Origin of the sequence: Aestuariivirga sp. (assembly GCF_044238155.1) — a bacterium.
In the GTDB taxonomy this organism is placed as follows: Bacteria; Pseudomonadota; Alphaproteobacteria; order Rhizobiales; family Aestuariivirgaceae; genus Aestuariivirga.
On sequence record NZ_JBIIDX010000183.1, the window covers coordinates 1 to 5,805 of the forward strand.

The 5,805-nt window shown below is 62.4% G+C and carries 5 protein-coding genes and 1 pseudogene; 1 reads left to right on the top strand and 5 read right to left on the bottom strand.

The features are described 5' to 3' along the window. The first annotated feature begins 179 nt into the window (after nt 1–179). Nucleotides 180–671: an ureidoglycolate lyase gene (locus ACILRN_RS15245; RefSeq protein ID WP_395689716.1), complete on the top strand. Its 492-nt coding sequence runs from the start codon at nt 180–182 to the stop codon at nt 669–671. Here the strand turns inward: ACILRN_RS15245 and guaD are convergent. From guaD to ACILRN_RS15270, 5 genes and pseudogenes are all read right to left on the bottom strand, one after another. After that, nucleotides 661–1,950: a guanine deaminase gene (gene guaD / locus ACILRN_RS15250; RefSeq protein WP_395689718.1), complete on the bottom strand. Its 1,290-nt coding sequence runs from the start codon at nt 1,948–1,950 to the stop codon at nt 661–663. The genes ACILRN_RS15245 and guaD overlap by 11 nt on opposite strands. After that, entirely contained in the window at nt 1,947–2,444 is a 498-nt protein-coding gene (uraD, locus tag ACILRN_RS15255; protein WP_395689721.1) for a 2-oxo-4-hydroxy-4-carboxy-5-ureidoimidazoline decarboxylase, read from the bottom strand. The genes guaD and uraD overlap by 4 nt, the downstream gene beginning before the upstream one ends. Then, on the bottom strand, nt 2,441–4,522 hold the full coding sequence (locus ACILRN_RS15260) for a urate hydroxylase PuuD (protein ID WP_395689723.1): 2,082 nt from the start codon (nt 4,520–4,522) through the stop codon (nt 2,441–2,443). The genes uraD and ACILRN_RS15260 overlap by 4 nt, the downstream gene beginning before the upstream one ends. A 65-nt stretch (nt 4,523–4,587) precedes the next feature. Beyond that, complete coding sequence (locus ACILRN_RS15265; RefSeq protein ID WP_395689725.1) at nt 4,588–5,652, bottom strand: BMP family ABC transporter substrate-binding protein; 1,065 nt, start codon at nt 5,650–5,652, stop codon at nt 4,588–4,590. Nucleotides 5,653–5,682: 30 nt separating this feature from the next. Continuing rightward, nucleotides 5,683–5,805: pseudogene (locus ACILRN_RS15270) on the bottom strand (ABC transporter permease); the annotation flags it as partial.

The window sequence follows — 5,805 nt, forward strand, 5'->3', positions numbered from 1 at the left end:
TCCCTTCACCGCGCTGACCTGGTTCGTCAATGAAGCTGCCAACTACTGCGGCGGCGTCATGGCGGGGCAATTCGTCACCACTGGCACTTGCCTCACGCCGATGGCGGTTTCCTCCGGCGATGCGGTGAGCGCGGACTATGGATTGCTCGGCGTCATCTCATGCAGGATCACGTGAAACAATGATGCTGATTGCTCCGCAACCTCTTACCCATGAGGCCTTCCGGCCCTTCGGCGATGTCATCGAGATGGATCGCTCCAACCCACTCATAATCAATCAGGGGTTCACCCAGCGCTTCAATGACCTTGCCAATGTCGATGTCGAACATGAAGCGGGCGGCATCTGTGTCAGCCTGTTTCTGGGCCAGCCGCGACCGCAGCCCATCATGATCAAACTCATGGAGCGCCACCCGCTGGGAAGCCAGCTGTTCATGCCGATGCAGGACCGGCCGTGGCTGGTGCTGGTGGCAGGCGACGTGCAAGACCCAGCAAGCTATCGCGCCTTCACCGCCTCCGGCCGCCAGGGAGTGAACTATGCACGGAACGTCTGGCACCATCCGCTTCTGGTGCTGGATGCCGACAGCCGGTTCCTGATCATCGACCGCCAAGGGCCGGGGAACAATCTGGAGGAAGTCTGGTTCGCGCCGGAATTCGTGTTCGGACTTACGCCGTGACACGCTTATGGACGCGCCGGCCCCTGACATAGGTGGCGGCCACAGCGCGGTCATCACCCAGCATCATCAACGAAAACAGGACGTCCTCGAGAGAGGTGGAGACCTCCTGGCGGCTCGCCAGCACCGGCGTGGCCATCGGGTCCAGTACCACGAGATCAGCGAACTTGCCGAGGTCCAAAGCACCCGTGTCGTCGCCCATGCCGAGCCGGTCGGCATTGCCGCGCGTCGCCAGGCTGAAAAGCTCCACCGCGCTGGGCTTGTAACCTGCCAGCATCTGCACCTTGTAGGCCTCGCCCATGGTCGCCAGCATGGAATAGCTGGTGCCGCCGCCCACATCCGTGGCAATGCCGATGCCCACGGGCCGCCCCGGCTTGCTCAAATGCGGCATGGACATCAGTCCGGAACCGAGGAACGTGTTTGAGGTCGGGCAGTGAACAACCGTCGAGCCCGACTCGGAGAGCCTTTCACATTCACGTTCCGACAGATGAATGCCATGTGCAAACAGGCTGCGACGACCGAGGAGCCCGAAGCGGTCATAGACATCCGTATAGTCCTTGGCCCAGGGAAACAGCTGGCGCACCAATTCAATCTCGCCCGGGCTCTCGGAAAGATGCGTCTGCATCAGCGCCCCAGGCAGTGTGGCGAGAAGCTCTCCCGCCACACGAAGCTGGGCATCCGTGGAGGTGATGGCAAAGCGCGGCGTCACGGCATAGCGAAGCCGGCCCTTGCCATGCCAGGTGCGGTAAAGGTCCTCGCTGTCGCGCGCGGCACTCTCGGGGTCGTCCTGAACGGCGGGTATGGCGTTACGGTCCATCATCGTCTTGCCGGTCACAAGCGCCATTCCGTGTTTCTCGGCTGCTGCAAATAACGAATGCGCACAGGCCTTGTGCACCGAGCAAAAGGCCAATGCCGCCGTCGTGCCGTGACTGAAAAGCCGATTCAGGAAAAGTTGCGCGGCAGCGTCGGCATGCCTGGCATCCGCATAGCGGCTCTCCTCGGGAAAGGTGAAACGGGAAAGCCAGTCGAGCAGGTCCTTCGCGGGGGCCGCAAGCATTCGGTATTGCGGGAAGTGGATGTGGGCATCGATCAATCCCGGCAATACCAGCATGCTGCCATGATCGTCCGTTTCCGCTTGCCGGAAGGCCTGTGGAAGAAGCGGCTGCGGCCCGCACCAGAGGATGGAGCCGTCATCCCCCGCCACCACGGCGCCACGCGTCTCGTGCACGACACTGCCGTCCGGAGCAAAACTGAGAGTCTGTCCCTTGATGACGAGTGTCACAGCGCCACCCGGTCTTCCAGCCGGAAGCGGAAGATGCGGCAGACCTGCGCGATCGCCATTTCAAATTCCGTCTCCGGGCTGTTGTGGATGCGCGCTTCGAAGCTCTCGAGGATCATCTGCTTGGTGGCGCCCTTCACAGCGAAGATGAACGGAAAGCCGAAACGCGCCTTGTAACGGGCGTTGAGATCGGTGAAGCGGGCAAATTCCTCCGCCGAGAGAGACGAGAGCCCGGCGCCGGCCTGCTCCCTGGTTGAATCATCCGTCAGCCGGGCGCGGGTGGCGAGATCCGGGTGGGCACGGATCAACGCAAGCTGCGCGCCACGGTTGGCGCCACGCAGGGCAGTTTCAAATGCGGAAATCATCTGGTCACGGGAGTCGAACGGACGGGCCGCCCCCGCCTCCCGCGCAACCCAGGGCGAATGCTCTGCCACATCACCGAATGCTGCGATGAAATCAGCCGGAGTCATGGCATTGATGTCGCCAAGACCTGTCATTGCCTGGCGATCCATGTTCCGAGCTTGGCGCGCTCTTCATCTGTGATGCCCGTGCGATTGCCGAGCGGCATGGCCTTGTTGCGCACGGCCTGAACCTCGATCTGCGCGGCATAGCGCCGGAGATCGGCAAGCGTCTCGAGATGAACACCCTTTGGCGCCACCCTGATCGAGGCATCCGTGGGGTTGGCCGCATGGCAGGTGGCACAGCGTTGCTGAACGATCGAGAGTGCTGCCTCATCCGTCACCTCGCCCTGATAGAGAACGAGTCTTGCAGGTTCGGTAATGATCAGCGCCAGCGCAAGCGTTGCACCGATCAGCGGCAGGGTCCAGGCGATATCGGCCTGTCGATCGCCGACCTCGGTGCGCACGAGGAAGTGGCGCGCCAGCCCGCCACCCAGAATGATGAGTCCTGCCAGCGTCCAGGCATGCGGGCTATCGGTCATCATCGGGAAATGATTGCTGATCATCATCACCAGCACCGGCAGAGTCAGATAGGTGTTGTGCAGCGAGCGCTGCTTGCCGGTGGCGCCAAGCGCCGGATCTGGCCTTTCGCCCTTCAGCAGCGCAGCCGTGATCTTGCGCTGGTTGGGAATGATCACCATGAACACATTGGCGGCCATCAGCGTACCGATCAGCGCACCGATATGGATGAAGGCGCCGCGCCCAGAAAACACCGACGTGTAGAACCACGAGAAGGCCAGCAGCATGGCGAACAGGCAGGCGGCCAGCAGCCCGGTGCGCCGCCCCAGAGGCGAGCGGCACAGCGCCGTGTAAAGAACCCATCCCGCAACAAGGCTGGCAACCGAAAGGCCGATGGCCTGCCAGCGCGTCAACGGCATCACCGCGGGATCGATGAGATAGGTTTCCGCCTGTACATAGTAGAGCACCACCAAAAGCAGGAAACCGGTGACCCAGGTGAGATAGGCCTCCCATTTGAACCAGATCAGGTGCTGCGGCAGTTTCTCCGGCGCAGTGAGATACTTCCGTACATGGTAGAAACCGCCGCCATGCACCTCCCAGGCCTCACCGGCCACGCCCGGTGGCAGGCCGGGCGCCTTGCGCAGCGAGAAATCCAGCGCAATGAAATAGAATGACGTGCCGATCCACGCGATGCCGGCGATCATGTGGCCCCAGCGGATCAGCAGATTGGCCCAGTCGAGCGAAACGAGCGGCGAGCCGGACAGCCACCAGGCGAGGCCCAGCGCACCGAAGATGACGGGAAGCGTCCAGGCGATGCCGGACAACGGATCGCCCACTTCATGACGCACCAGGAAATGACGCAGAGCAGCCCCGCCCACGAAGATCAGCCCCACCAGCAGCCAGGCGTTCGGCGCATCGGTGAGCATGGCAAAATGATTGCTGATCATCATCAGCAGCACGGGGAGCGTGAGATAGGTGTTGTGCAGCGAGCGCTGCTTGCCGATCGCGCCAAGCGCCGGGTCCGGGGTTTCGCCGCGCATCAGCGCCGCGGTGATCTTGCGCTGGTTGGGAATGATCACCATGAACACGTTGGCCGCCATCATGGTGCCCGCGATCACGCCGACATGGATGAAGGCGCCGCGGCCAGAAAACACATGGGTAAAGAGAAAGGCCGCAGCCAGGATCAGCAGAAAGACCGAAGCCGCCAGAGCACCACTGTGCCGGCCCAGCGGCGAGCGGCAGAGCCCATCATAGATAAGCCAGCCCATGACGATGGATAGGAGCGAAATCGCAATGGCCGCCCAGGGCGGCAGATCCCGCACCGCCGGATCGATGAGATTTGCGCTGGCGTCGAGATAATAGACCACGGCCAGCAGCAGGAAGCCGGTGACCCAGGTGAGATAGGCCTCCCATTTGAACCAGGTGAGATGTTCAGGAAGGCTCGCCGGAGCGGAGAGATATTTCTGCACGTGATAGAAGCCGCCGCCATGGACCTCCCAGGCCTCGCCGCGCACGCCGGCGGGCAGCCCATCACGCGACCTGAGCGAAAAATCCAGTGCGACGAAATAGAAAGAGGTGCCGATCCAGGCGATGCCGGCAATCATGTGTCCCCAGCGGATGAGGAAGTTCAGCCAGTCGGCGATGAACGGATCGGGCATGGTCCTCTCGTGACTGCGCCTGCCGGGGATCGCTCCCGCGGCAGGCGCTGTTTGGCGTGATGCGCTTACTGCGGCAGCGTGTCGTCGATGCCCTTGATGTACCAGTTCATGCCGAGGATGTCGCCATCTGGCAGCGGCTTGCCGGCCTCGCCCACCACCGTGCCGTCCTGCTTGGTGATCGGCCCGGTGAACGGATGCAGCTTGCCGGTCTTGATGGCTTCGGCCGTCTCTGCGGCCATCTTGGCCACATCGTCAGGCATGTTGGTGTAGGGCGCGAGGCTCACCGTGCCATCCGCCATGCCGTCCCAGGACGATTCCGACTTCCATGTGCCGTCCATCACCTGACCGACCCGGCGCACGTAGTAGGGCGCCCAGTTGTCAATGATTGCAGTCAGCTGCGCCTTGGGGGCGAACTTGATCATGTCGGAGGCCTGGCCGAAGCCCGATGCGCCGGCCTTCTCGGCTTCCTGAAGCGGCGCCGCCGAGTCGGTATGCTGGGACAGCATATCCGCGCCCTGGCTCAGCAGAACCTTGGCGGCATCGGCTTCCTTGCCCGGATCGAACCAGGTGTTGGCCCACACGATCTTCACCTTGAAGTCCGGGTTCACCGACTGCGCCCCGAGCATGAAGGCGTTGATGCCGGCGATGACTTCCGGAATCGGGAAGGAGGCGATGTAGCCGGCGGTGCCGGTCTTCGACATCTTCGCCGCGATCTGGCCGATGACGTAGCGGCCTTCGTGGAACTTCGCATTGTAGGTCGTCACGTTGTCGGCGGTCTTGTAGCCGGTGGCGTGCTCGAACTTCACGTCGGGGAATTTCTTCGCCACCTTGAGCGTCGGCTCCATGAAGCCGAAGGACGTGGTGAAGATGATGTTGCAGCCATCACGCGCCAGGCGCTCGATGGCGCGCTCGGAGTCCGCTTCCGCCACACTGGCGAGATAGGCCGTCTCCACCTTGTCGCCATAGGCGGCTTCCACCGCGAGCAGGCCCTGGTGATGCTGGAAGGTCCAGCCGAAGTCCTCGATCGGGCCGACATAGACCCAGCAGGCCTTGGTCTTGGCTTCCGCCGAGGTCATGGCGGCCGCGAGGCCGAACAAAGCGGCCGCAGCCGACAAGAGCAGTTTCTTCATGTTTGACGTCTCCTTTTTCAGTCGTATTTCTCAACGGTCAGGCACAAACGGCTGGCCCAGGGAGGCCGGCGTGTTTTTTCTCATCATCATCCGGTTGCCGGAGATGATCACGAGAACCACAATGGTGACGATGTAGGGCAGCGAAGACAAGAA

Bases quoted from the DNA above. Each gene is read 5' to 3' on its own strand.
- ACILRN_RS15245 (WP_395689716.1), top strand. From the start codon at position 180: ATGATGCTGATTGCTCCGCAACCTCTTACCCATGAGGCCTTCCGGCCC.
- uraD (WP_395689721.1), bottom strand. From the start codon at position 2,444: ATGACAGGTCTTGGCGACATCAATGCCATGACTCCGGCTGATTTCATC.
- ACILRN_RS15260 (WP_395689723.1), bottom strand. From the start codon at position 4,522: ATGCCCGATCCGTTCATCGCCGACTGGCTGAACTTCCTCATCCGCTGG.
- ACILRN_RS15265 (WP_395689725.1), bottom strand. From the start codon at position 5,652: ATGAAGAAACTGCTCTTGTCGGCTGCGGCCGCTTTGTTCGGCCTCGCG.